This window comes from Mycobacterium simiae (genome assembly GCF_008370645.1).
Taxonomy (GTDB): Bacteria; Actinomycetota; Actinomycetes; order Mycobacteriales; family Mycobacteriaceae; genus Mycobacterium; species Mycobacterium simiae_A.
In genome coordinates this window covers 1-267 of record NZ_VTZN01000640.1, presented here as the reverse complement: position 1 = coordinate 267, position 267 = coordinate 1, and the positions used below count along the sequence as shown (strand labels likewise).

Genomic DNA, 267 nt, shown 5'->3' with positions numbered 1-267 from the left:
GGGCCTTGCCCCCATGTAGTGGACACGGGATTTGTCGTTACGCCGCTTGTGGCAGCGTAGCGGTTGTGTGGTTGTTTTCGTAGGCGGCCGGAGTGGAATTACGGCATCGGGAGTGCCGTCGTCGGATGTTGTAGCGGGCCAGCCAGCGGAACACTTCACGGCGGCAGGTGGCAGCGTCGCGCCAGTGGCTGCGGTCCTGCAGGATCTCGCGTTTGAGCGAGGCGTTGAAGGATTCGGCGAGCGCGTTATCGGCACTTGACCCCACCC

At 63.7% G+C, this 267-nt stretch carries 1 protein-coding gene; it reads right to left on the bottom strand.

Going from position 1 to position 267, the window contains the following annotated elements:
• Window positions 1-37 precede the first annotated feature (37 nt).
• Window positions 38-267 (bottom strand): integrase core domain-containing protein (locus F0Q45_RS27215; RefSeq protein ID WP_188113227.1); only part of this gene is annotated, 230 nt, incomplete at its 5' end.